At 46.0% G+C, this 24293-nt stretch carries 25 protein-coding genes; 14 read left to right on the forward strand and 11 right to left on the reverse strand.

Features of this window, described 5'->3' with window-relative positions; genetic code table 11:
- The first annotated feature begins 282 nt into the window (after positions 1-282).
- From T488_RS0108450 to T488_RS0108470, 5 genes are all read left to right on the forward strand, one after another.
- Positions 283-2811, forward strand: a complete 2529-nt coding sequence (locus T488_RS0108450; RefSeq protein WP_028520394.1) for a glycoside hydrolase family 9 protein — start codon at positions 283-285, stop codon at positions 2809-2811.
- 417 nt (positions 2812-3228) lie between these two features.
- Positions 3229-4230, forward strand: a complete 1002-nt coding sequence (locus tag T488_RS0108455; RefSeq protein ID WP_278245084.1) for a lysylphosphatidylglycerol synthase transmembrane domain-containing protein — start codon at positions 3229-3231, stop codon at positions 4228-4230.
- Between the two features lie 202 nt (positions 4231-4432).
- Positions 4433-4852: a MotA/TolQ/ExbB proton channel family protein gene (locus tag T488_RS18755; protein WP_196243291.1), complete on the forward strand. Its 420-nt coding sequence runs from the start codon at positions 4433-4435 to the stop codon at positions 4850-4852.
- 3 nt (positions 4853-4855) lie between these two features.
- Positions 4856-5431 carry a biopolymer transporter ExbD gene (locus tag T488_RS0108465; RefSeq protein ID WP_028520396.1) on the forward strand — a complete coding sequence of 192 codons (576 nt, stop codon included), beginning with the start codon at positions 4856-4858 and terminating at the stop codon, positions 5429-5431.
- 10 nt (positions 5432-5441) lie between these two features.
- Positions 5442-5834 (forward strand): hypothetical protein, encoded by a 393-nt coding sequence (locus T488_RS0108470; protein ID WP_028520397.1) that lies wholly within the window; start codon positions 5442-5444, stop codon positions 5832-5834.
- 40 nt (positions 5835-5874) lie between these two features.
- Here T488_RS0108470 and T488_RS0108475 read toward each other — a convergent pair whose 3' ends face one another.
- The 6 genes from T488_RS0108475 to thyX are packed head-to-tail and all read right to left on the reverse strand — an operon-like array spanning position 5875 to position 11397.
- Entirely contained in the window at positions 5875-7092 is a 1218-nt protein-coding gene (locus T488_RS0108475) for a peptidase U32 family protein (RefSeq protein ID WP_028520398.1), read from the reverse strand.
- On the reverse strand, positions 7085-8611 hold the full coding sequence (gene mltG / locus T488_RS17470; protein WP_051536401.1) for an endolytic transglycosylase MltG: 1527 nt from the start codon (positions 8609-8611) through the stop codon (positions 7085-7087). Before mltG ends, T488_RS0108475 begins: the two co-directional genes overlap by 8 nt.
- Positions 8604-9164, reverse strand: a complete 561-nt coding sequence (locus tag T488_RS0108485; RefSeq protein WP_028520399.1) for a 5-formyltetrahydrofolate cyclo-ligase — start codon at positions 9162-9164, stop codon at positions 8604-8606. The genes mltG and T488_RS0108485 overlap by 8 nt, the downstream gene beginning before the upstream one ends.
- Before the next feature lies 1 nt (position 9165).
- Positions 9166-9708, reverse strand: a complete 543-nt coding sequence (locus T488_RS0108490; RefSeq protein ID WP_028520400.1) for a DJ-1 family glyoxalase III — start codon at positions 9706-9708, stop codon at positions 9166-9168.
- A gap of 12 nt (positions 9709-9720) precedes the next feature.
- Entirely contained in the window at positions 9721-10611 is an 891-nt protein-coding gene (locus T488_RS0108495; protein WP_028520401.1) for a DUF2156 domain-containing protein, read from the reverse strand.
- A gap of 15 nt (positions 10612-10626) precedes the next feature.
- On the reverse strand, positions 10627-11397 hold the full coding sequence (gene thyX, locus T488_RS0108500) for an FAD-dependent thymidylate synthase (protein WP_028520402.1): 771 nt from the start codon (positions 11395-11397) through the stop codon (positions 10627-10629).
- 223 nt (positions 11398-11620) lie between these two features.
- Here thyX and T488_RS0108505 point away from each other — a divergent pair, with 223 nt between their 5' ends.
- Positions 11621-12895 (forward strand): hypothetical protein, encoded by a 1275-nt coding sequence (locus T488_RS0108505; protein ID WP_028520403.1) that lies wholly within the window; start codon positions 11621-11623, stop codon positions 12893-12895.
- A gap of 31 nt (positions 12896-12926) precedes the next feature.
- On the opposite strand, the gene T488_RS0108510 is transcribed toward T488_RS0108505, so the two are convergent.
- From T488_RS0108510 to sigK, 5 genes are all read right to left on the reverse strand, one after another.
- Complete coding sequence (locus tag T488_RS0108510) at positions 12927-13886, reverse strand: ATP-binding protein (protein WP_028520404.1); 960 nt, start codon at positions 13884-13886, stop codon at positions 12927-12929.
- A gap of 10 nt (positions 13887-13896) precedes the next feature.
- Positions 13897-14883 carry a DnaD domain protein gene (locus tag T488_RS0108515; protein ID WP_028520405.1) on the reverse strand — a complete coding sequence of 329 codons (987 nt, stop codon included), beginning with the start codon at positions 14881-14883 and terminating at the stop codon, positions 13897-13899.
- Between the two features lie 126 nt (positions 14884-15009).
- Complete coding sequence (locus T488_RS0108520) at positions 15010-15453, reverse strand: HD domain-containing protein (protein WP_028520406.1); 444 nt, start codon at positions 15451-15453, stop codon at positions 15010-15012.
- On the reverse strand, positions 15450-16358 hold the full coding sequence (locus tag T488_RS0108525) for an NAD-dependent epimerase/dehydratase family protein (protein ID WP_037297604.1): 909 nt from the start codon (positions 16356-16358) through the stop codon (positions 15450-15452). The genes T488_RS0108520 and T488_RS0108525 overlap by 4 nt, the downstream gene beginning before the upstream one ends.
- 90 nt (positions 16359-16448) lie before the next feature.
- Positions 16449-17132, reverse strand: coding sequence for an RNA polymerase sporulation sigma factor SigK (gene sigK / locus T488_RS0108530; protein WP_028520408.1), 684 nt, complete (start codon positions 17130-17132; stop codon positions 16449-16451).
- 234 nt (positions 17133-17366) lie between these two features.
- Here sigK and rpe point away from each other — a divergent pair, with 234 nt between their 5' ends.
- Genes rpe through rapZ form a run of 8 tightly spaced genes read left to right on the forward strand, consistent with a single transcriptional unit; the run spans position 17367 to position 24276 of the window.
- A complete protein-coding gene (rpe, locus tag T488_RS0108535; RefSeq protein ID WP_028520409.1) occupies positions 17367-18026 on the forward strand; it encodes a ribulose-phosphate 3-epimerase in 660 nt (219 codons plus the stop codon).
- The gene (locus tag T488_RS0108540) at positions 18020-19018 is read left to right on the forward strand and encodes an RnfABCDGE type electron transport complex subunit D (RefSeq protein ID WP_028520410.1); all 999 of its coding nucleotides are present in this window, start codon (positions 18020-18022) and stop codon (positions 19016-19018) included. The genes rpe and T488_RS0108540 overlap by 7 nt, the downstream gene beginning before the upstream one ends.
- Positions 19011-19649 (forward strand): Rnf-Nqr domain containing protein, encoded by a 639-nt coding sequence (locus T488_RS0108545; RefSeq protein WP_028520411.1) that lies wholly within the window; start codon positions 19011-19013, stop codon positions 19647-19649. Before T488_RS0108540 ends, T488_RS0108545 begins: the two co-directional genes overlap by 8 nt.
- The gene (locus T488_RS0108550; protein WP_028520412.1) at positions 19633-20205 is read left to right on the forward strand and encodes an Rnf-Nqr domain containing protein; all 573 of its coding nucleotides are present in this window, start codon (positions 19633-19635) and stop codon (positions 20203-20205) included. The genes T488_RS0108545 and T488_RS0108550 overlap by 17 nt, the downstream gene beginning before the upstream one ends.
- A 32-nt stretch (positions 20206-20237) precedes the next feature.
- A complete protein-coding gene (locus tag T488_RS0108555; RefSeq protein ID WP_028520413.1) occupies positions 20238-21437 on the forward strand; it encodes a putative glycoside hydrolase in 1200 nt (399 codons plus the stop codon).
- A 40-nt stretch (positions 21438-21477) separates the two neighbouring features.
- Positions 21478-22437, forward strand: a complete 960-nt coding sequence (gene hprK / locus T488_RS0108560; RefSeq protein ID WP_028520414.1) for an HPr(Ser) kinase/phosphatase — start codon at positions 21478-21480, stop codon at positions 22435-22437.
- Between the two features lie 37 nt (positions 22438-22474).
- Complete coding sequence (murB, locus tag T488_RS0108565; RefSeq protein WP_028520415.1) at positions 22475-23380, forward strand: UDP-N-acetylmuramate dehydrogenase; 906 nt, start codon at positions 22475-22477, stop codon at positions 23378-23380.
- Positions 23381-23403: 23 nt separating this feature from the next.
- The gene (gene rapZ, locus T488_RS0108570; RefSeq protein WP_028520416.1) at positions 23404-24276 is read left to right on the forward strand and encodes an RNase adapter RapZ; all 873 of its coding nucleotides are present in this window, start codon (positions 23404-23406) and stop codon (positions 24274-24276) included.
- The last annotated feature ends 17 nt before the right edge of the window (positions 24277-24293 follow it).

Consider the following 24293-nt stretch of genomic DNA (forward strand, 5'->3'; position numbering starts at 1 on the left):
ATTATCGGAAACATTGGAGAGCGGATATAACTTTTGTGCTGATGATATATAAGAGCGTGCAATGCTGCTTTTTGACAATAGGTTATAGTGATATATGATTTAAGTGTGCAGTAATACTCTGTTATCGGGGATACAGAAAAAATACGGCTTTAATTGTCTGCACAAAAAGTAATGCACAAAATGTTATACAATAAGTGCGTTATGTTATTGATTATGAACAATTTATTTGCTACAATATAAGTATCAAAACGTGGTAAAACCACAGAACGAGAGGGAAATATTATGAAAAAACAGGTTTTAAAGAAATGCGCTGCATCTCTTGCGGCGTGTGCACTCATGGTAACAGCTGTTCCTGTGTCGGCTATTCCGGCTTCAGCAGGCAGCAATCTGATCTCTAACTCCACATTCGATAGCGGAGTAAGTGATTGGGGCACCTACAAGGAGAGCGGCGGTGTCTGCACGCTTAAAGGTGAAGACGGAAAGCTTGCGCTGAAAATATCAGATGTGGGCAAGCTGAACTATTCCGTACAGGTATTCTATGACATCGTTCCTCTTTACAAGAACGGTGTATATCGTCTGAAGTATGACATCTGGTCAACACAGGACCGTTTCGTTGAGGGAATGATCCAGCAGAACGGCGGTACATATCAGGCTTATACATGGAAGGGACTCAACCTTACTACTGCTCCCCAGACCATTGATTATGAGTTCACCATGAAAGAAGATACAGACATCATGGCAAAGCTTGTATTCAACTGCGGAATACAGGAGAAGTATGAGGGCGCACTTCCCGAGCATACCATCTATATAGACAACGTTTCGCTGGAGCTTGTTGATGACAGCAATGTTGATTACGCTGCTGACAGACCCTATGCTCCTTCAATAAACATAAATCAGGTGGGCTACAGGACAGATGCAAAGAAGGTCGCTGTATTCCGCGACGTGACAAACCAGTCCGAGTTCAAGGTAGTAAATGCTGATACCAAGCAGACAGTTTATACAGGAAAGCTTGAAAACAGAAGAGACAACTCCTCTGCTAATGAGATCAATTACACCGGTGATTTCTCAACAGTGAAGGAAGCCGGTAAGTACTACATCGCCTGCGACGGTCTTGACAACTCCTATACATTTGAGATAGGTGACAATGTTTACTCAAAGCTTATTGACGACAGCGTAAGGATGCTTTACCTCCAGCGCTGCGGTGTTCAGGTAAATGACGCAGAGTTCGGTCATGCAGCTTGTCATACGAGCATGGCAACTGTCTATGGCACCAACCAGCAGATCGATGTTTCTGGCGGTTGGCACGATGCAGGTGACTACGGCAGATATGTAGTTCCTGCTGCAAAGGCTGTTGCGGACCTCCTTTACGCATACCAGGCAGCTCCCGATCTTTACAGCGACAACATCAATATCCCCGAGAGCGGAAACGGTGTTCCCGATGTTCTGGACGAAGCACGTTTTGAGCTTGAGTGGATGATGAAAATGCAGGCTTCCGACGGAGGCGCATACCACAAGGTATCCTGTGAGAACTTCCCCGGATATGTTATGCCTACAGAAGAAAAGGCTCCTCTTATCGTAACTCCCGTAAGCTCCACAGCAACAGCTGATTTCTGTGCTTCAATGGCGCTGGCAGCTGAGTTCTATGAGAAATACGACAAGACCTTTGCAGACAAGTGTATGGCAGCAGCCGAAAAGTCATGGGCATGGCTTGAGGCTAACCCCAACTTCCTGTTCAAGAATCCTTCAGACATCGTTACTGGTGAGTACGGTGACAAGACAGACAAGGACGAGCGTTACTGGGCAGCCGTACAGATGTATCGTGCAACAGGTGACCAGAAGTATCTCTCATCTGTAAACACAGCTTATACCGGTCTCGACTGGTCAACAGTAGGCGATTACGGAAATATCGCTATCCTGACCATGAAGGATGCTGACAAGGACTCGAATGTTTACAAGAATGCATATACAGCAGTAATGAGCCAGGCTGATTCCATGCTGAAAAAGATCGATAATTCCAGCTATGGCTCGGCTATAACAAAGTATAACTGGGGCAGCAACATGACTATTGCCAATGCAGGTGTTATCCTCGGACTTGCCGATCAGCTCACAGGACAGGATAAGTACCTCAACGGTGCAAATGCTGAGCTGGGCTACCTCCTTGGCGTAAACCCTGTTTCTATCTGCTTCGTATCAGGCTATGGTACAGTTTCTCCCGAGAATCCTCACCACCGTCCTTCAATGGCTGTCGGCCATGCAATGAAGGGTATGCTTGCAGGCGGTGTAAACGAGAACCTTGAGGACAGCGCTGCAAAGGCTTACTGTAAGGATCTCCCCGCTGCAAAGCGCTTCGTTGATAATTCGGAGAGCTATTCCACAAACGAGATCACCATTTACTGGAATTCTCCTCTGACATATCTGCTCTCACTTACAGACGGTTCTGCAAATCCCCAGCCTGAGGTAACAACAACCACAACTACTACGACAACAACAACAACTACAACTACCACTACTACGACCACAACAACTACACCCGAGATTACAACTACCACTACATCTGACGTTGTATATCAGATGGTAACTCCCGGTGATACAAACTGTGACGGAGTTGTAGAGCTTGCTGACGCTATCCTTGTTATGCAGTCCCTTGCAAACCCCGACAAGTATGGACTCACAGGCTCAGCTGAGAAACACCTTACAAAGCAGGGAAAGGCAAATGCTGATGTTACAGGCAACAGCAACGGACTCACAAGTGATGATGCTCTCACTATCCAGATGTATCTCCTCAAGCTTATTAATAAGCTTCCCGAATAAGAATATAGTGCAAAGGAAAAAGCTCCCGAAAGGGAGCTTTTTTCGTTTATCATTCATCTGTAAGGAGTTCATGTGCAACGCTCTTTCGTGTCGTAAGAAAGCTTATGGCAGATAGCAGCAAGCCCCAAGTAATGACAATCGGTGGGGGAGAGCTGTTTGAAAACGAGATCATCTTTAAAGGAAGATAGAATGATTTATCCTCATATGTCCTTCTTATTTTAGAATAAACGTGAATTATTGTCGCTCCACTTGGAATATATGCAGGATAAGCGGAATAATGTGGTAAAAAGGCGATATATGTTGACAACGAATAAATGATATGTTATAATTTAAGTTAAGTAACTATACCTTTTTCATTATAGCGCGGGGGTGACATAAATCAAGAAAATACTGAAATATACGCTGAATATCGCACTTATTCTTGTTATAACTCTTTTTACCCTGCACCTCATATTCAAGGAACAGGAGCTTCCCGAGATAATCCGCGACCTTAAAAGCGCTGATATGCGCTGGATCGCCGGCGGTGCGGCAGCCGCTGTCGCCTTTGTTGCAGGGGAGTCGGTGATAATACATTATATGCTCAGAGTCCTTGAACAGAAGACCAGCTTCTTCCGGTGCCTGAAATACTCGTTTATCGGCTTCTTTTTCAGTTACATCACTCCGTCCTCCACAGGCGGACAGCCAATGCAGATGTATCATATGAAGAAGGACAAGATCAAGATCGGCTATTCCACCCTGATAATGCTGCTGATAACTATAGCATATAAATCGGTACTCATATTGCTGGCGCTGTGTTTCCTGATATTTAATTTCGGAACGGTCTCACAGTACGCAGGCGATATGAAATGGCTGATAGTTCTTGGATTTGTGCTTAACCTTGCCTTTGTTGCGCTGCTGCTGCTGGTGTTCATGAAACCTATCTGGGCGAGAGCTCTTGGTATAAAGACAGTGGGACTGCTTTCAAAGCTGAGAGTCATAAAGCGCAAACACAAGGATAAATACACCGAAAAGATCATAAGGATATGCGATACATACGCAATGGGAGCCGATTACATCAAGAAGAATATCGCAGTTGTATTCAAGATATTCGTGCTGACGGCGCTGCAAAGGATATGTCTGTTCTCAGTTACATGGATCGTCTATAAGGCATACGGTCTCAGCGGAACACGCTTCATCGACATACTTACATTGCAGATAATCATAGCTGTTGCAGTGGAAATGCTTCCGCTTCCGGGTGCGGCAGGAATTTCCGAGGGTTGTTTCCTGCTGACTTTCACAGGAATATTCGGCGAGAACCTTGTAAAGCCAGCACTTCTTATCAGCCGCGGACTTACATTTTACCTCATACTCCTTATCGGAGCAGTAGCCACATTCGGCGCCCACATAATAAATATAAAAAGAGAAAAGAGACAAAACTGAATCATAATATCCGCTCCGCATAACAGCGGAGTTTTTTATTGTCAAATCTTCGTTAAAAACCTTGCATTTTACATATTAATGCTGTATAATAGAGAATGAGGTGGTAAAAATGGGCTTCTGGTCAAAATTCGGACATGCCGTTTCTCCATATTACAATATAATAATATTTGCATTTGCTGTTATTACAGCAATTGTAGCAGTAATGCTCCATCAGAACAGACAGGCTGTTGACAATGAGATATATGATTGGGAAGCGTCCAGCGACGATCTTTACAATGTTGACAGGGTGGACAAGATATTCGACAGCTATCGCAAGATAAACTCAAACTACACTTTGTTCATTACGCTTATATCCATTTTTCCTCTGCTTGGTATGCTGGGAACTGTTATTGCTCTTCTGGGACTTGATATGTCAACAGCAGATGCGATAAGCAGCGCAAAAAACAATTTTTTCGGTGCGCTTACCTCTACTGCCTGGGGCATTATCTTCGCAGTTACTTTTAAGATCATAAATGCCAGATTTTTTGCCGATGTTGAAGACCTGATACAGCGTCATCTCTCCCTCATCAAGAAGCTTCGCAAGAGCGGAATTGACGAGTCGCAGAAGCAGTCGAGGTTATAAGACATGAAAGTCAGGGAAATAATTCTGGATTTTACGTCTCTTCTCGATGTGGTAATGATCATTCTTTTCTTCTTCGTGCTTTACAGCAGTATCGACACTGAAAATGCCACCGAAAAAGCAAAGGCGGCTGAAGCATCATACACCGAGATGCAGGAGCAGAATGAGAAGGAACAGATTGAATGGAGACAGAAGGCTGACGAGGAGTGGGAACGAATACTCTCTGCTGACGCCAACGCAGGAAAGAATCAGCAGGCGCTGTCGGCATATAATGACGGAAAAGGCATAAGCTTCAATCTGCATGAAGTAGAAAAAGGCGATGTGTGGACATTAAGCGTTCTTTCAGGAAACAAGAGGATAGGCGAGATAAGCTCTGATGACTCAAAGGAGCTTAAGGACAAGCTGAAGGAAATGGTGAAGAAGGCGGGCTATGCTCCCGATGATGTTATAATCAGCACACTGACCTTCAACGGAAATGACTTCGGAACAGAGGCGGCGGTCCCTACAGTTGAAAAGGCAATCATGAGTATTCAGAGAGAATACAAAAATCTCTATTTTACAACAATAAATATTTCAAAGTGAGGTAATCAAAATGAAAAAAATACTTGGAATACTGCTTGTACTTATCATAGCAGCTCTGATCTTCGCGCTTATCTACTTCAAGGGATTCGGCGGCTTTGGCAAGGATTCGGGTGACGGCAAGAAGAACGATACATCGGCTTCCGAGACAGTTGATAAGGCTGAACCGACAACCGAGGAAGGCAAGGACGAGAACGCTGCCGAGATAACAGTTTCGGGTCATGACTATCTTTTCAACAACGAAAAGATGACTCTGGACGCACTTGCTGCCGAGATCGGCAAGCTTGACAAGGAGACCGAGATCACCATAACTTCCGATGATACTGCTGCCAAGAACACAGTTGACGAGCTTACGGACAAGCTTGATGAGCTTGGCTACAAAAACTATAAAAAGGCTGACAAATAAGCAAAAGAAAAGGCTGATACGTTAAGTATCAGCCTTATTTTTATTTTGTTTCTTTTCTGATGACAGTGCCCTTTGGGAATGTAAGGTCAGATTTGAACGAGAACTTCATCATCGCGTGGTTGGCGGTCTCGATCTCTTTGCCGTTTTCGTCATAGAGCTTGTCGAGGATAATCTCCACGGGCTTCTGCGAGGGAGCGAGAAGTTCCACTGTATCGCCTGCAAAGAAGCGGTTCCTCTGAGTACAGTAAACTGTACCGTTTTCACAGCTTTCCACAACAGCCACAACGTCATAGTTGCGGATATAGCCGCTGTTTTCATAGTACTGGGACTCCACCGGAGTTCCGAAGAAGAAGCCGTTGCAATACTTTCTGTGGCTTACCTTGTACACCTCATCTCTTATCCAGTCGGGGAGAACGAAGTTATCGGGATCCTTGTAATAGTGGTCCACAGCCATTCTGTAGGCATTTGTCACTACCGTTACATAGTAAGCAGACTTTGCTCTGCCCTCTATCTTGAGGCTGGTAACACCTGCCTTAGCAAGCTTGTCGATGTGCTCTATCATGCACATATCCTTGGAATTGAGGATATATGTACCCTTTTCGTCCTCGAATATAGGGAAGAACTCATTGGGGCGCTTTTCCTCGACAAGATGGTATCCCCAGCGGCAGGGCTGTGCACACTCACCGCGGTTTGCGTCGCGGTTCACAAGATACTGAGAAAGGAGACATCTTCCCGAGAATGAAACACACATTGCACCGTGAACAAAGGTCTCAATGTCAAGGTCAGGACTTGTTTTAGCCCTTATCTCAGCGATCTCCTCAAGTGAGAGCTCTCTTGCGAGAACAACTCTCTTGGCGCCCATGTTGTAAAGTTCCCGCGCGGTCACATAGTTTACTATGCCTGTCTGAGTGGAGATATGTATCTCCATATCAGGGGCATATTGTTTTATAAGCATGAGCAGACCGATGTCAGCGACGATGAGAGCGTCCACCTTCGCCTCCACGGCTTCCTTTACGAACTGCTCGAAATGAGGTATTTCATTATTTCTGGGGAGTGTGTTGCAGGTGAGATATACCTTTACACCCTTTGCATGAGCCGTTTCCACGGCTCTGCAAAGCTGTTCAAAGTCAAAATTCATGGGAGAAGAACGCATTCCGAATTGCTTGCGTCCCAGATACACAGCGTCTGCACCGTAATCCACAGCCGCTGTGAAGCGTTCCTCATCACCTGCGGGAGCAAGAACTTCAAGTTTAGCCATTCTCTTCCTCCGCCATTGCAGCCAGCTCTTCCTGTTCCTTACGCTCGGCTTCTTCTATTTCATACTGCTGCTCGTCAGCCTTGACCTGAGCTGTCTTCATTGCGTGCTCCTCATAGGTCTTGGAGAAGAATGTCTCCTGAGTATAGATATTAGCGATGAAGTAGAAGTCCTCTGTCGGCATCTTTTCAAGTACAGCGTCGATAGCGTACAGACCGGGATTGCAGATAGCTCCGGGGGGAAGACCTACGCATACATAGGTGTCGTAAGCGTCAAGCATTTCCTTGTTTGCGACTGCAAGTCTGGGTCTGATAACGTCATAAGCGTAGTTCTTTGTAGGATCTGACTGGAGCTTGCCTGCCGTTTCCTCAGGCTTTTCCAGACGATTCCAGAAAACGCCGGCGACGTGGTTCATGTCTTCTCTGTTAGGAGCCTCCTGCTGAACGATGGAAGCCATTATGATGAGCTGATCGAGAGTAAGGCCAAGCTGCTTCATTTTAGCAAGGCGCTCATCTGTCATCTTCTGATCAAAGTTGAAGTAGATCTTCTGGCAAACCTGTTCGGGTTCCATCTCTTTAGTAAAGGTGTAGGTATCGGGGAAGAGGTATCCCTCCATACGGGCATCGGCAAATTTTGAAGCATTTGGAGTCTGCGGGAGCTCGCTCTCAAATCTGTATCCGAATCCGCCGGAATTGAACTGGAACAGGAAATCTCCGGATTTGCAGACGCCTTCCTCCTCGAGTAACTGTGCTGCCTGAAATATGTTTATTCCTTCGCGGAAAGTTATAGTGACTGCTTCCTTGTCTTCTTTCTTCTCCTCATTGGTTAGGGTATCTATAATGGTCTCATAAGCCATGTTAGGGCTTACGAAGTGCTCTCCGGGGAGATAGATGTCTGCCTTTTTACGGAGCTTAGTGAACATCTGGAAGCACTTGGGCGAATTGATTATGCCTTCATCGTGAAGGAGCTCCGATATCTGCTCGGTAGTAGCGCCCTCGGGAACTATTATGAGTTTGGTTGCGTCACTTTTGCCGATTCCGAGCATATCTCTTCCGAAGGCTATGATGACCATAGAGAGACAGATGGATACAGCAAAAATAGATACAGTGAGAATAAGTACGCCCGGGAGCCTGCTTCTTCTCTTTTTCTTCTTTTTCTTATGGTGTGTATTGTTGCGCTTTACCGCTGCGCTGTTTCTGACAGGAACAGCATCGCCGCCCATAGGAGGCCTCTGTGCAGGGCGTCTGGGCGCTTCTGCCGCAGGTTTTTCTGCGCTGTGAGCAGCTTCATTGCGTGTTACTCTCTGACTCTGAGCCGAAGTCTCACGCTGGAGCGGTGAAGCTCTGTGTGACACAACGGGTCTGGGAGCATCAGGCTTTGAAGAAGCCTCCCGGACCTTTTCTACCGGTTTTTCTTCAGCTTTTTCGTTCAGTTTTGCAGACTCTGCTTCTGTTTTTTTCTTTTCATTATCGAGCTGATTAAGAATATCGTTGATAACGTCATTATTCTTATTATCAGGCATTGCAGAGCACCGTCCTTTCTTCAGTTACTATCATATCGACTCTCAGGTCGTGCTGCAAGAGCGGCAGCTCGCCCACTATAAGCTCCTCATAGATGAGACCTATAGTGTATATCTCGGGATTATCAATGATAAACTCGTCGTAGTATCCGCCGCCATAGCCTATCCTGCCGCCTTCTTCGGTGAAAGCAAGTCCCGGGACTATGCATACTGTCTCTGATGTGAGAACAGGCTGGGGGAGTGAGCTGTCGGGCTCGGGGATACGGTACATACCCTCATGAAGATCCGCCACCGACTTTATAAGGTGGAATGTCATGGAACGTTCCTGACCGCATCTGGGCAGTGCCACGCTCTTGCCCATTTCTATGAGCTTGTCGATGAGAAGATATGTATCAACTTCCGAGCCGAATGAGGCATAGAGCAGTATATGGTCAGCCTCGGCTATTTTTTCTTCTTCAAGCAGCCTTTCGATGATGTCCATATCCTTTGAGACCTTGTCCCTTACCTCGGCACGGGCGTGGGAATATTGTTTTCGCAGTTCTTTTTTATTATCCATATCAGTCGCAAAGTATAGCGTTACGCTGTCTGAGGCTTTCTGCCTTTGAATGAACCTTTTCTACAAGCTTGAGACCGAAGTCAACGGCAACACCTGCACCTCTTGCAGTGATGAAGATACCGTCCTCGGCAACACCGCTGTTACCTATGTTTGCACCTGTGAGCTGAGTCTCGAAGCCCTCATAGCAGACAGCAGTCTTTCCGTTTAAAAGTCCCTTGTGACCAAGGATAGAAGGAGCTGCACAGATTGCTCCGATATATTTATTATTGGCAACGCAGAAGTCGATAGCCTTCTGAACGTAGTCTGACTTTTCAAGATTGAGAGTTCCGGGCATACCTCCGGGGAGGACTATCATCTCCAGCTCATCTGTGAGAGGAGCCTCCTGAGCGATAGTATCGGTCACAACGGGGATACCGTGTGAGCCTCTGATGATATTGTCGCCGACACCGACAGTCACCACATCCTTGCCTGCACGCCTGAGCAGGTCGATGGGAGCGATGGCTTCGGTTTCTTCAAAACCGTCTGCAAGAAAAACGTAGATCATGATCCGTTCCTTTCATTTAAATGTAACAGTATATTTTTTGAGGAGAAAAGCGGGGTGATAGGACTGCTTGGCTTTCCTGAGTCCTTCCAGACCCAGATCCTCCTCCCGATTGATGTATTTATAATCTGCGGCACATGCTTTTGCGAAAAGGTTGTTTATGCCTGTATATATGCCGCTGAATTGCGTATCAGCCTTCTCGATGTGAACACAGAAGGTCTCGTTATTGAGCTTTTCGCCGATAGTGAAGGCAGCCACATTGCCATTGATTCTGATGACTCCGCCTTTCAGCCCTAACTCGTCAAAATAGCTGAAGTAGGTGTTGATCGCGTATTGCTCGGCAATAAAGGAATGATCCATATCCTCGGGCTTGCTGTTGTATTCAACAGCACTGAAGGTGATACAGTCATCAAAGTCCTTTTCTGTCATCAGTGAGAACTCAGCACCGGTCTCGTTGAAACGGGCGAGGTGATTTCTCTTGCCGTGGTACTTCCTGCCTGCAAGCTCTATGAGGTCGGTGGAATTGTAGATATAGTCCCAGTCGCCCTCGTCGGTATCCACGGTAAAGCTGTCGGGAAAGAGCTTATTCAGCATTTCGAGAGTAGGCGCGGTGATACCTGCTATCCTCAGGGGCTTGCCGAGAGAATAGGCGTATTCTTTCATAACGCCGATGACTTCTTGGTAGTCTCCTTCGCCTGAGGGAAAGAAAAATCTCGGTATACCGTCCTCGGAGCGGAAAGAGCAGCAGATGTAGAAGTCCTTGTAAAAGGCTATCTGTGAATCTCCCAGCCGCTTCCACGCCATATTATTGGCGAAGCTGTATTCGCAGCCCATAAACTGTGACCGTTCAAGAGCTATGGTTATCCTTTCCTTGTCTGTTATATCGATGTCTCTGAATCCAAGCATTGTTCCTCCGTGGGGTCATTTTGCTTTCATGGCTGAAAAATACTCTTTGACTTCCTTCATTTTGCCGCAGGACATCTTTCCCTCGGGGCATTTGCCCTCTGCAACGCAGGAAGGACCTGCATGGGAGAAGATGTGGGGAGCGACTTCAAGACACAGCCTCAGCATTTCGTTAGCCACAGCGCGTATTTCCCACTGTGCGCGGTTGCAGCAGCGGTGGCGGAAGAAATTGAAGAGGGAGCGCACATTCATAGTTACTACGATTTTAGTTTCACAGGCATTGGGAAGAAGAAATCTTGCATCCTCGTTAGCAAGCTTTGAAGCTTTGGAACGGGCAGTCTTCTCATCAAGTCCCTGTGCTGTGAATTCCTCTGTATGCTTATCGGTAAGGAGCTTTACCAGCTTCTCATAGCTGTCGGTGATCTCGGAAATCACTCTGTCGTATTCTGCCTTTGCTTCGGGTATCTCCTCAATAGAAGGGGGAGTGATGAACTCAAAGCCGTTTTCATTGACGTATCTCTGGCTCTTCTGAGAATATGAAGCGATACGATGTCTGACAAGCTGATGTGAACAGGCTCTTGAGATGCCCTCGACACCGAATGTGAAACAGACGTGCTCCATAACGCTCTCATGACCGATAGATGCAAGCATATCTATAAAGCCTGAGATCTTGTCCTCAGTGAGTCCGTCTCTAAGTGATTCTATGTCACTGCTTGAATAGCAGAGCTTTGCAGCGGTTGCCACAAGCTTTTCGGGCTCGGGGGTGTATGACAGAAGTTTGACTTTCATTAAGACACCTTCCTTATTTATAATAATGCACATACATTTATTGTATCATTTCTCTGCCATTAAGTCAAGGAAATAACATAAAAATAATTAATGTAATTTATTTAATAAGTTGGTTTGGTGACAAAAAGGAAAAAATTTTCATTTTGCTATGGACAAACATAAAAAAATGTTGTATAATAAAACAGTATCTGGAATCTACAATTATATCGGAGGAATATTACAGATGAATAAGTTCAATAAGTTCGCTGCTGCAGCTGCAGCATTTGCACTTGCTGTAACTACGGCAGGCTGCGGTGCGCCTGAAGCTATTACATTTGGTAAGGGAACACAGACAGCTCTTACAGTTGACGGTTATGAGGTGCCTGCAGGCGTATTTATTTATAATGAAATATCGGCATACAACAATGCTGCGTATGAGCTCTACACAAAGAACGGGTCAGAGCCTTCGCTTGACGACGTTAAGAACGCAACTATAGAAGATCTTGATGCTACATCCTGGATCCAGAACAAGGCTACAGAGGCATGCAAGGATTTTGTTGCAAACGAGAAGGAATTCGAGAAGATCGGCGGCAAGCTCACAGATGAGGATCTTGATAATATCAAGGGAATCATTTCGGCAAACTCCGCCAATACCATGTTCTCCGAGAACGGTATCGGTGAAGATTCTCTGAGAAAGATCATTGAGAACTCATACAAGCAGGACGCTATCTTCAAGCACTATTACGGTATCGGCGGCGAGAAGGGCTGCTCAGAGGACGAGCTCAAGGAATACTTCCAGGATAAGACGACCAGAGTCAAGTACTTCACTATAAGTCTTCAGGACGAGAACGGCGAGAAGTATGATGCTGATGAGATCCGTGAGCTCAACAAGATGGCAGACAAGTATGTCAAGGACATCAACGCCGAGAAGTCTGACGAGGCTAAGCTCAAAAAGATAGACGAGTGTGAGGAAGAGTACAACGAGTTTGCTAAGAAGCGTGCCGAGGAGGCTGCGAAGAAGGCTGCTGAGGAAGCGGGCGAAGTTTACACAACCACAACAACAGTTGCAACTACAACAGCTTCCGGTGAAACAACTACTACAACTACAACTGATCCTTATGCTAATGAGGTAACAGTTACAAAGTACACTACAACAGCTGCTGATGAAAGCAAAAATGCAGTTACAACAACAATTTCTGCCGAGGCTGAGGCTTCACAGAAGGCATTCAGAGATTATAACAGCTATCTCTTTGATAAGCTGGGATACTACAAGGCTGAGAAGTATGAGTACGATGAGAATACTCTTTATGTCGTTATCAAGGCTGACATCAAGGAGCGTATGACAGAGGATGACCTCTGGAGCGAGTCCAATATAGATTCCCTCCTCAGTGAGCGCTATTACGAGGACTTTGAGAACATGATGAAGGGTATCGCAGAGGGATACGACTTAAATAAGAATTCCTCAGCATACAGAAAGTTCAGTCCCTTCAAGCTCAAGCTTGAGACCGAAAACGCATAAAGATCAAAGGCTGCCCGAGGGCAGCCTTTTTTTATGTCATATTTCGTTTCTGAAGCCTTACATCTTCACCTCTGAATTCGAGGCAGGAGTAAGAGGACACTATTCGCGACATCACTCTCTTGTCATAGCGGCGGGAAATACCGGACAGATCAAGGTTTGTGCTTATGATCGAAGGCTTGCCGCGGTTGAGTCTTGTATTGATGATGTTGTAGATAGTTGCGTTATAGAATGGGGTCTCATATTCAGTACCCAGGTCGTCCAGGATCAGCAGATCGGTATCCATGACCAGATCTATCATATCCGAGGAGTGTTCATAGCTGAAGTGCTCCTTTTCGATACTGCGGAGAATGTTGATTGCCGAATCGTAAATGACGCCGTAGCCCTTTTCCAGAACCTTGTTTGCGATGGCAAGTGAAAGGTGAGTTTTTCCGAGACCTGTCTGACCGAACATGAGTATGCTCCTTGACTGAGGTGTGAAGGTGCTTGCATACTGCATGGTGTATTCAAGGATATTCTTCATGGCATTGTAATTCTCGCCTGAATAATAGGAGAGTGAGAAGCTTTCAAAGTTTGAAAGACTCAGCTGGGAGCTCTTGTTCAGCTGGTCCGCAGCCAGTTTCCCGCATACAGCTTTGAAGCAGTCGCAGAACTGGCTGCCGATATATCCCCGGTCACAGCATTTGGGGCAGGTATAGTGCATATCAAGATAATCCTCGGGGTAGCCGTACTCGGTGAGTATCTTCCTTGACATAGCCTGAGCGTCAAGGTTGTATTTCTTCAGTTGTTCGATCTTTTCGGAAATATCCTGACCTCTGCCGTTTGTAATTATGGCGATAAGTTCTTTTCCCGTATTGAAAATGACATCATTGATCTCCCGTATCTGGGGGATCTTTTCATTTATCTCGCGGATACGCTCCTCATTTTCGGTCTCAGCCTTCTTTCGGCGGAGAGTGAGGACAGACTGTGCCTTATCAAATATCTCGCTGTCCATTTTTACCTCCTCAATACAGGAATTTGTTTATCACAGAATTGTATTTTTCAATATCTGTATCGTCGGGCTCGCTCTTGCTGCCCGCTTTTTTCTTTTTGTACTCGCTCTCGGCAGCCTGAACGTCCTGGACGGTCTTGAATCCGCTGCTCTGCCAGGAGAGGAGTATTTTGTTTATGTAATTGAAGTTGAGCTTGTTTATCTGCTCCATAGTTTTTTCGTAGGCAAGCTTTATGAGTTCAAGGCTTATATCGGCATTTTTCCACTGCTGAATGAACTCATTCTGCTTGGTGGTTGGACGGCTCTGCATCTGAAACAGCTTCGCTATCTTTGCGGAGTATTCCTTGGAAGCGGTCATACGCTGTATCTCGTCCTGAGCGGCGTTTATGGTGTTTATATCATTCTCAGCCCAGACGGAGGCGATCTTCTCCATATAAGCTGTGTTGATCTTTTCGATAGAGGCGCAGTATGAGATAAGAGTGATAATGACCTCTTTTTTCAGTCCCAGGTGATCGTACATCCAGATCATTGAGTTCATCTGGCTGTTTTTGAGGGCTCCGAGGATACTTTCTGCGATCTTGAAAAGCTCTCGTATATCCTGGGAGTTGTCCATAATCGAGGCGATTTCCGAGCCGCTCAGATTGGTCTTGTGATCGGGCATAGGTTCAGCCGAACTGTTTACAGGCTGCTGAACGGGCTGGACGGGCGTGATCTCGGTCTGCTGTGGCATTATAGACTTCACAGGCGTTGCGGAAATATTTGTCTGAGGGCTGAGTACATTTGCCTGCTGCCAGAAAATAACAGCTTCCTCGGTCTCCTCGGCGGAAACACCTGTGTTGGCGGAGATCTCCTCTGTGGAGCACATCTTTCCCGAGCATCTGAGCAGATAAAGAAGAACCTTTATCTGGTTGCCTGAAGCAAGCTTGAGAAAGTTATCGGCAACTATAAAAGGGACACCGAACATTGCACCCCAGATACCGCAGTTTACCTTGAATTCCAAAAAAGACACCTCCGAAAAAATACTGCAAGTGATATTATATCATATTATTTCTTAAATTGCAAGAACGCAGTATAAAGTTTCAGCCTATAAGAATAATGGTGCGAAAAAAGGGCAGATCAAAGGCTGTTAATTGTCGGCTGTAAGGAGCGCGATAGCTTTTCTGTATTTCTCTATGCGCTGCAAGGTCTTTTCGCTGCTGCGAATGCTCTTGTCCCTGATACGGGAAATATCTGAATTATGGCGCAGGTCTGCAAGCTTTACTACACGGGCAGCAGGGGACTCTTTTATCTTCATGATATAGTCGAAGTAGTCCGTAGCCTTATCATGGGTGAGAAGCTTCAATGCCCTTGTTATCTCCTCGGGAAACTCAATTTCAAGCTCCTCGATGGTAATGTCGGTGTCTTCAACAACATCATGAAGAAGGGCGATGCACACAGTCACCTCGTCCTTCATCTGCTCTGCAAGATGAAAAGGGTGGAAAATATAGGGGAGACCGCTTTTGTCAGTCTGTCCCTGGTGAGCATCATAAGCCAGCTTCATTGCTTTACAGGTGAGATCTGTGTAGATCATTTCAGTATCTCCTTGTTTGAGTCGATAAAATCCATAAGCCGCTTGCGGACGATATTGCTGCGGTTGTTTCTGAACCACTCATAGGATAGCTTCATGGACTCGGCAAGGGGAGTGAGCTCAGGCAACAACGCTGACATATCGGAAACATCGAGTATGTATTCATAATCATAGAACGGGAAGTAGCTCCTCTGCGGCACACCGCTGTGAACTTCACTGAAAACAGGCTCTGTACCTGCTGTTTCATAGCAGAGCTTTACCCATTCACGGATGGTCACAGCCTTCGGATAACCTACATTGAAAATGTATTTATCAGGTGCCTTTTCAATTAGAAGCTCAATAAATCTGCACAGATCGCCGATATGGAAAAATTGCAGTTTCATGCTGCCGTCTCGGGGCAGGTAGAAGGTGCGCCCCTGCTCTGCGCACTCAAACACAAAAGCTTCGCGGTGGAGATTGTTCATTGGACCGCAGAGGTATGGCGGACGCAGGATATATGCACTGGGAACTCTCGCTGTAAGAGCTTTCTCGGCGGATATTTTGTCTGTGCCGTATTTTCCCCATATTGAATTTGCACCTACAGGACTGCTCTCACTGAATGGCTGCGGCAGAGTCTCGGGGTAAACTGCACTGGAGCTTATCAGTATATAGTGTCCGAAGCTGCCGAGACCGTCCAGAAGGTGATTTACGTCATCGGCGGTGTAAGCTGTTACATCAATGACAGCGTCAAAGTGCTTATCTCTGAGGGCGTCGCCAAGAGCATGACGGTCTGCGATGATCGGCGTAACATTTTCAGGCTGCGGTTTTGAGCCTCGGTTGAGAACATAGACCCTATGTCCTTTTGATGCAAAATACTCTGCGGTATATCGGCTTGCAAAGACGGTACCGCCTGTTACGAGAATATCCATAGCTTCCTCCTTATGAATTAACGATACAATTATTATATCATTAACGCGTAAAAAGAGCAAGGTGGATACTTCACAATAACGGGAAATGTATCAGAAAGCGCTGCTGTCGAATTCTTTTTTCAGCTTTCCGATAGCTTTTTTCTCAATTCGTGAGACGTAGGAGCGTGATATGCTCATTTTTTTCGCTGTTTCGTTCTGAGTGTGTGGTGAGCTGCCGTAAAGACCATAGCGATAGGTGAGAATTTCAAGCTCCCTTTTGTCGAGGCAGGTCCTGATGAAGCTGTATAGCTGACGAGAGCGGATAAGTATATCCACCTGTTCGTGAATGTCAACACCATCGTCTATAAGATCCATGAGGGTCAGGGTGTTTCCGTCCTTGTCGGTCTCAACGGGCTCGTTTATATAAATGTCCCCGGCGGATTTTTTTGCGGCGCGGAATTGCATGAGTATCTCGTTTTCGATGCAGCGACTTGCGTAAGTGGCAAATTTTGAGCCTTTGGTATAGTCGAAAGTGGACACTGCTTTGATAAGACCAACTGTTCCGACTGAAATGAGTTCGTCCTGTTCATCGGCGGAAGAAGCGTATTTCTTGACAATGTGGGCAACAAGTCTCAGATTATGCTCTATGAGATGGCTTCGGGCTTTGTTATCTCCGTGTGACATTGCTTCAAAGCATTGGAGCTCCTCTTTTTTTGAAAGTGGCTTGGGAAAAACGGAAGAGTTTTCAACGTGAAGGGCAAAAAAGAAAAATGTCCTGAGTAATTCAATGAGCATATGCGGATACCTCCAGAAGTTCTATGGCACATTGTATGCGGAACTGCATGGACAATATATTCAAATCAAAAATATTGACAAATCTCTTCTTGCTTTTTACTGTTAAAATTACGGAAAAAGCATAGCTAACTATTGACGGAAAGGGATAAATATTATATAATAATAGTGTATGGTTTTTGAAAGATCTATTTTTGCCTGAAGTTTAAGGCGAATGAATTCGGAAGAAGTGATAAATTGAAGAATTATGTTTCAGCCTCCGTGCTGAGCGCGGATATGCTTGAGCTGAAAAATGAGATAAAAAAGCTTGAACAAAGCAATATCGATATGCTCCATTTTGATGTGATGGACGGCATTTTCGTGGATAATATCACATTCGGTCTCCCCGTCCTCAGACAGGTCAGGGCGGCTACGGATATGACTCTCGATGTGCACCTTATGATAACCGATCCGCTGAAGTACATTGATAATTTTGCGGATTTCGGCGCTGATATTATTTCATTTCACATTGAAAGTGAAAGCGATACTATGTCTGTCATCAAGGCTATAAAGGCGAAGCGGATCAAAGCTTCCATTGCCATAAGGCCTGCTACTCCTGCTGAGAGCGTATATGAGTTTCTTCCCTTTGTGGATATGATACTGGTGATGACCGTAGAGCCCGGCTTCGGCGGTCAGAGCTTCATTCCCGAGACCCTTGACAAGGTAAGAGCTGTCAGGGAGAGGATCAGGGAGCTTGGGCTTGAAGTTGACGTTGAGGTAGATGGAGGCATCAATTCCGATACAGCTGCTGCAGTGAGGGCGGCAGGTGCCAATGTGCTGGTATCGGGAAGCTTCCTTTTCGGGGCGCAGGATATGGCTGCTGCTTCGGAATCTCTCAGGAAAGACATATCATGCTGAAAAAAGCAAGAAAAGAACGCCTTGTATGGCTGGATATAATGATAACTCTCCTCACTCTTGAACTGATGTCCTATTTCTACTATGGTTTGCGTTCTGTTTTCCTTGCAGGTATATGTGTTCTGACAGGTTTTGCTGCGGAGCTTGTATCTGTGCGACTTATGAAGCGTAAATTCACTGCCGATGACCTGACATGTACATCCGATGCACTTATCCTCGCACTTATGTTTCCGGCGGTAATGGACTATCATATCTCGGTGATCGCTGTGCTGTTCGCTATTATAGTCGCAAAGAACCTCTTCGGCGGTCGTCTGAATATGATATTCTCACCTGCGGCGGCGGCTTATGTGTTTGTTCTGACATCGTGGGAGCGTCAGCTTTTGCAGTATACAGAGCCTCATGTTAAGACAGGCTTTTTTGAAACACCCGACAATCTTGTTAAGTCAGCTTCTTATATTTTCGATCATACAGGAACCTTCAATCACACCGATTTTGAGGTCCTTCTCGGAAACTTCAGCGGTCCTGCGGGAGCTGTAAGTATTCTTCTGCTTGCAGTAGCAGCGGTGGTACTGATGATGAGAAGGAGTATTTCAGCAGGCGCATTTCTCGGAACTGTCTTTGGAACAGGACTTTTTGCTGTAATAACTCCTATGGTCAGCTCAAGAGCTGATTCGCTGAAGTATTCACTTGTTACCAATATGGTGCTTTTCTCGGCAGTTTACATCGTCTCTGATGTAAGGATCGCTCCGAAAAGGGATTATTACGCTTTTTTCTACGGGTTGTTTATCGGCATAATCTCCTATATACTTGTGCTGACCGGTGCAAAGGAGAACGCCATAGTCATTGTTTCGGTGCTGTTTACGCCTATTGCTCTCGGATTCAGACATCTTGAAAAGCAGATAGACAAAGCCGCACAGGAGCACGCACTCGCAGAGGCTGCGGCAGGCACTTCAGACGTGACCGCAGCAGGAGAGGAGGCGGTTTCCGATGACTGACCGCAAGAAAGCACTCCTTGGCGGAGTTCTTGGCGATAATATCGTATTATCGGGACTCATGGTGATCTCTCCCGTAATAATCTGCGGAGACACGCTGAAAAATGCAGTAGCTCTTATATATGCCTTTTCGGCGATAACCTTCCTCTCGGTGCTCATATCTTCATTTGTACCGAAGAAGCTTCCATATACAGCCAAGGTGATAATCTACGCGCTTATATCAGCTCTGGTCTATATACCCGTTAAGCTTGCGGCACAGGAGTTCTATCCCGAGTCCATAGAGCGTATCGGCATATATTATCCGCTCCTTGCAGTGAATTCCCTTATCGTTTTCCAGACTGAGGCGAAGTTCTTCCGCATGAAGAAGGGCGATATGATAATATCACTGCTGAGCTGTATCGTCGGATTTGATATTGTTATGCTTCTGACGGGGTTTATACGTGAGCTCTTTGCCTACGGTACCATAAACAGCAGGATCGTAGATGTTAATACTCTTATCGGAGGTCTTTCACAGCCCTTTGGTGGATTTATCTTTCTCGGACTTATGTGCGGAGCTTACCGCTTTATCAGGGGACTTGTCTCGAGAAACAGCAATAATGATGTAAGGAGTGACGCTGATGTTTCTGATAAATGATCTCATTGCACTCCTTGCAGCTAACCTTATTCTTTCACAGGCGCTTGGAACGAGTACCATTTTCATAGCCGCCGGAAGCAGGAAGAACCTTATCGGTACTGCGGGTGTCATTACCGTATTCACAACTATCGGAGCGGCAGCTGCCTACCTGATAGACCTTCTTATCCAGCCCTCTATAGCTGACCTGAGACTCCTTTTCTATACGATAGTCATAGGTATTCTCTATGTTGCGCTTCTTGCGGCGGTCTACAGGTTCGCAAACAAATGGTTTGAGGAGCTTCGCAGGTATATCCATGTATCTGCTTTCAACTGTGCGGTCATGGGCACTCTGTTTACAATAAACAGCAGAGCTTCCATGGACGGCACTATGTTCAATCTCGGGGGATATGTTTCGGCAGGACTTGAGGCAGGCATCGGCTTCATAATCGCTGCACTTATACTTACTGCGGCGTATAAAAGGCTGAATTCATCAAAGGTGCCTGCATCGTTCAGAGGATTTCCTGCAATGCTTGTATATCTTGGAATTATATCAATGGCAGTATATTCGCTGAAGTAACTGTAATATACTGATATAGGAGAGTTAGTTTAATGAAGTTCAAAAATAAAGGAAGGAAGATCTATAAGACCAAGGAAAAGAACTACTACGGAAAAAGCCCTGTTGGAAAGGCGTTCTCCGTTGGCCTTACAGTTCTTCTGATCGGCGGGATCGTGTTTATTGGCTACAGTGTTGCCGAGCCGCTTATCAATTACACAAAGAAAAAGGGTGACAGCACTGGCGGATCTTCGCTGATCGTTTCCGATACTACTCCGACAGATGAAAACGGAGAGCCTGTTACAGACGGCGGCGCTGAGCCTCCTGTACCTGTAAGTGCAGAGGCATACAGAGCCTTTGCACTTGATCCTCTTGATATTTCTGACGCACAGTCCATAAAGGCAGCGCTGAAGAGAGTTCCGTCAGAGGAGAAGATAGAGTATATCGAGGTGCCTCTTAAAGTCAGCGGCGGAAATATCTACTATGCTACCAATAACTATTACGCTACTTCATCGGGCGTTATACAGTCATATACCAAGCTCAGTGAGATAGTTTCCGCTATCTCCGAACAGGGGTATAAGCCTGTAGCCCTTATCAGCACCTTCAATGATAATATTATCCCAAATTATTTCCGTGATATGAGTTATCTTACCGTTGATGACGGCTCACAGTGGATAGACAATGACATAGATGCGGGCGGAAAGCCCTGGATGACGCCTTTCTCGGATTCTGCTGTCGAGTACAATACTGATATTGCGGAGGAAGTTGCTCAGGCGGGCTTTGACAGAGTGGTATGCTACGATTTCGTTTTCCCGGATTTCAGGCAGAGTGATGTTGAGTATCTGGGCGAAAAGGTCGTGAGCACCGACCGGTACATGGCTCTTACATCAGCTGCGAACATGATGTATGACACTATAATGAACGAGGGCTCGAAAATGATGCTTGAGGTCAATGCCTCAGACCTGCTCAAGGGTAAGAATGACGTTCTTCAGCCCATGCTTCTCAAGGTAAACACAGTCATACTCAATATAGATCTTGATCTAATCAGCTACGGAGTTTACACAGACGATACTGTTTATGAGTTTACCGGAACTCCTGCTGAAAATGTCAGAAAAATGCTTGAGCTTGTAAGCGATGACGTTTCGGATTTCAACGTTGCAGTCCGCGTCTCGGGAACAACTCTGAGCACACAGGAAATGCTTGAAGCAAAGGATGAGATAGTCGGGTACGGCTTCGACTCATATGTACTCGGCTAAAAAATAATTCCCGATCACCGATCGGAGAACGGAGCTTATTATGGCAGAGAATTTTAAAGTTTCGCTTCAGAGCGTCATTGACGAATTCAAACTGGAAGCGATATACGTTCACAAAGATGCTAACGAACTGATGATCGACGAAAACGACGTAAACCGTCCGGGACTTCAGCTCATGGGTTTTTATGAGTACTTCAATCCCGAGCGTATTCAGATCATCGGAAAGATGGAATTCGCATACCTTTCAACTATTGACGAGAAGACAAGACGCGAGCGCCTTCAGCTTCTCTTTGCACAGCGTATCCCTGCTCTCATAATCACAAGAGAACTGCCCTATTTCGCAGAAATGCTTGAGCTTGCAAAAGAATACGAGGTTCCTCTGCTCAGAAGCAAGGAGAGCACATCAAACTTTATCGCAGGTCTTATTGCCTACCTTAATCTTACACTTGCTCCCAGAATAACCCGCCATGGTGTTCTCATCGAGATCTATGGTGAAGGTGTATTCATCACAGGTGAGAGCGGTGTTGGTAAGAGCGAGACCGCCATTGAGCTTGTTAAGCGCGGACACCGCCTTGTTGCGGACGATGCTGTTGAGATCAGAAAGGTCTCCAATATTAGCCTTGTAGGAAGCTCTCCCGACAATATCCGCCATTTCCTCGAGCTCCGCGGTATAGGTATCATCAATGCAAGACGACTCTTCGGTATCGGTGCTGTCAAGATGACTGAGAAGCTTGACCTGGTAGTTGAGCTGGAGCAGTGGAATTCAGAGAAGGTATATGACAGAATGGGCGTGGACACAGAGTTTGTATCCCTTCTTGGCGTAAAGGTGCCGTCTCTTACGATACCTGTAAAGCCCGGACGTAACCTTGCTGTTATCCTTGAAGTTGCGGCTATGAACAACAGACAGAAGAAGATGGGCTATAATGCTGCAAGAGAGCTTCTTAACCGTCTGGGTATGGAATCCGATCCCAAGGAAGTAGTCCGCGATTACGAGGCATTCTGACAGCCTTTAACATTCTTGAATAATTCAGGGGGAAACTATGATAGACATAAGTGAATTATCACAGCTCTGCGATAAGCTGGGCTGTCGGATAACACCCGAATGCTCACTGAGCGAATATATAACCTTCCGCTTCGGCGGTCCCTGCAGAGCGCTTATCAACGTTAACTCTGCAAGATCTGCTGTAGAACTCATTAGGTTCATGAAGGAAAAGAACATAAAATACGGAGTTCTCGGAAGAGGAAGCAACGTCCTTGTATCCGATGAGGGCTTTGACGGAGTCATTCTCCTTTTCGGCAGCGATTTTGCACGTATAGATGTAAACGGCAACACTATCCGCTGTGATGCGGGAGCTTCTCTTGCAGCTGCCTGTGTAAGAGCACAGCAGTCGGGACTCACCGGTATGGAAAATCTCTTCGGCATCCCCGGCACCGTAGGCGGTGCTCTCTATATGAATGCGGGAGCCTATGGCAGTGAGATGAAGGATATTGTTGCTTCAGCGGAGTATATCGACGAGGACTGTGAAATAAAGACGATAAAAGCCGAGGATATGGAGCTTGCTTACCGCAGAAGCTTCTTTTCGGGAACTGAAAGAGTTATAACATCAGTTACCATGATGCTTAAAAACGGTGATCCCGAGGAGATAAAGAGCGCTATGTCAGAGTGTATGGCTAAGAGAAGCTCCAAGCAGCCCCTCGAATATCCCAGTGCGGGAAGTACCTTCAAGCGTCCAGAGGGAAGCTATGCTTCACTTCTGATAGATCAGTGCGGACTCAAGGGACTTACCTGCGGAGGGGCCATGGTCAGTGAAAAGCACAGCGGCTTTGTGATAAACAAGGGATATGCGACCTGTGCCGACGTGCTTGAGCTTTGTGAAAAGGTAAAGTCTGTCGTTAAGGAGAAAACGGGCTATCAGCTTGAGCTTGAGCCTGTTATCCTGAGATAAGACCATATTATAAGGAGATTTGTATGCAGCTTTTGATAGTAACGGGTATGTCGGGCTCGGGAAAGTCAAGCGTCATGGACGTTATGGAGGACATTGGCTTTTACTGTATCGACAATATCCCACCCAAGCTGATAACTCAGTTCGTGGATCTGTGCAGACAGTCCGAATCTGAGATAAATAAGATCGCGGTTGCGGTGGATATAAGATCGGGAGATATGTTTGCAGAGATCTTCCGTTCATGGCAGGAGCTCAAACAGCGCAGCGACGTTGATGTAAAGGTGCTCTTTATCGAGGCTAACCATGATGTGCTTCTCAAGCGCTACAAGGAGACTCGCCGCAAGCATCCGCTTTCCGAAAAGTTCAACGGAAATATCCATGAAGCGATAAACTATGAGTGGGTACAGCTCTCACAGCTTCGTGAGATAGCGGATTACTACATAGAGACTTCAAACTTTACCGCTTCCCAGCTCAAGGAGCAGGTAAAGGAGCTCTTCCTTGAAAAAAGCTCGGACTCTCTGCTCATCAAGGTCATGTCCTTTGGCTTCAAATACGGAGTTTCCACAGAGGCTGATCTTGTATTCGATGTAAGATGTCTTCCGAATCCCTTCTATGTTGAGGAGCTTCGCAACCATACTGGCTGTGACAGCTGCGTAAGGGATTATGTCATGAGCTTTGAGCAGTCAAGAGTGCTTTTTGATAAACTGACTGACCTCATAGATTATCTTATACCTCTTTATGTCCATGAGGGAAAGAGCCAGCTGGTAATTTCCTTCGGCTGTACGGGCGGAAAACACCGCTCCATAACCTTTGCCGAGCTTATGGCTGACCACCTTATCGAAAAGGAGTACAAGGTACAGAAGTACCACAGAGATATAACAAAGGATAAAAAATTCTGAGTAATGGGGTGAGTATA

The sequence above is a fragment of the Ruminococcus flavefaciens ND2009 genome (genome assembly GCF_000621785.1).
Lineage (GTDB): Bacteria > Bacillota > Clostridia > Oscillospirales > Ruminococcaceae > Ruminococcus > Ruminococcus flavefaciens_C.